This is a genomic window from Asaia sp. W19, from assembly GCF_003994335.1.
GTDB lineage: Bacteria > Pseudomonadota > Alphaproteobacteria > Acetobacterales > Acetobacteraceae > Asaia.
Genome location: NZ_PNQZ01000089.1, coordinates 1 through 1,561 on the forward strand (window position 1 = coordinate 1; position 1,561 = coordinate 1,561).

The following is a 1,561-nucleotide window of genomic DNA, read 5'->3' on the forward strand; positions in this document are numbered from 1 at the left end:
GCGCTCTTCGAGGCGGCGGATGATTTCGTACCCGTGGGCCGGGCTTTCCTCCAGCAGCGCCATGATGACCAGTTGCAGCTCTTCAGCGCTGAGTTTGCGCCCTCCCGGAATATCCCCACCACGATGGCGACCGAACCGACCACCAAAACGGGAAGAATGCCCTGCACCAAAGCCGTCATGGCGGCTGAAGGCATGGCGAAGCGAATGACGAAAGAACATGATGTATCTCCTGCTATATCTTAAGACTGTACTATCGTAAGATATAACACAAGATTTTTATGCCGTGATCTGATGCATCGTCCGAAGGGAGGTCGAATGATATCGCGCTCGAACTCCGGTCAAGCTACGGGACCCTATGGCCGAAAAGGCGACCCTCCCTCGGGGTGAGGGAGGGGGAGAAGGTCTCAGGCGGCCCAGACGGTCTTGATATTCATGAACTCGTGCAGCCCGAGCTCGGTCAGCTCCCGGCCATAGCCGCTCGCCTTGACGCCACCAATGGGCAGGGCTGGGTCCGAGGCGGTAATGCGATTGATGAACACCCCGCCCGACTCGATACGACGTGCCAGGCTTTGGGCCCGAGTCGCATCCTGCGTCCAGAGGCTCGCACCAAGCCCATAGGCGCTGTCATTGGCCAGAGCGACCGCGTGATCGGCGTCCCTCGCGGTGATGAGACAGGCAACCGGACCGAAGAGCTCTTCGCGGAAGGCGGTCATCTGGGGCGTTACGCCTGTCAGCACCGTCGGGGCATACCAGGCGCCGGGTCGGCTGATCGGTTCGCCGCCCAAGGCGAGCTTCGCCCCCTCTGCCAGGCTGCGCCGGACCTGTTCATGCAGTCCGTCGCGTAGATCGCTGCGGGCCATGGGCCCAATGAAGGCATGTTCCTCCATAGGATCTTCGAGAGCCAGCGCACGTGCCCTGGCCATGAATCTCTCGGTGAAGGCCTCGGCAATCGGGGCTTCGAGAATGATACGCTTCGCCGCGATGCAAACCTGACCGCAATTCGCAAAGCGTGCCGTGATGGCCGAGTCGACTGCCTTGTCGAGATCGGCATCGGCCAGCACGATGAACGGATCGGAGCCGCCGAGTTCGAGCAAGGATTTCTTGCCGTTATGCCCGGCAATCCCGGCGATGATGCGCCCGGCTCGCACGCTTCCGGTGACCGTCACCCCAGTGATGCGCGGATCGGCAATGATCTGTGCTGTCTGCTCACGGGACAGATTGGCGCTCATGAAGACGTCATCGAGGTCGCAGTCACGCGCGATCTCGTTCAGGATCAGCCCGCAGCCCAGCGTACATTCCGCTGGTTTCACGAGAAAGGCGTTGCCACCCACCAAAATCGGCACCGCGGCGCGCATAATCTGCCAGTAGGGGAAATTCCACGGCATAACGGCCAGAACAATGCCGGTCGGATCGTAACTCAGATGAGCCTCCCCAGTCGGCACGGCCATCGGCTTGTCACGCAGCAGAGCGGGGGCGTGTTTGCCGTACCAGTCGATGACTGCGGCGCATTTCTCGATTTCTGCCCTKGCCGAGGGGAGTGTCTTGCCCATTTCCTGCGTGG

General features: G+C 61.2%; 2 protein-coding genes. Both read right to left on the minus strand.

Translation table 11 applies throughout. From position 1 onward, the window contains the following. The coding region (locus C0V97_RS16440; protein WP_233582234.1) for a PadR family transcriptional regulator at nt 1-219 on the minus strand (219 nt) is incomplete at its 3' end. Nucleotides 220-404: 185 nt separating this feature from the next. Then, on the minus strand, nt 405-1,561 hold a 1,157-nt coding region (locus C0V97_RS16445; RefSeq protein WP_148114953.1), incomplete at its 5' end, for an NAD-dependent succinate-semialdehyde dehydrogenase.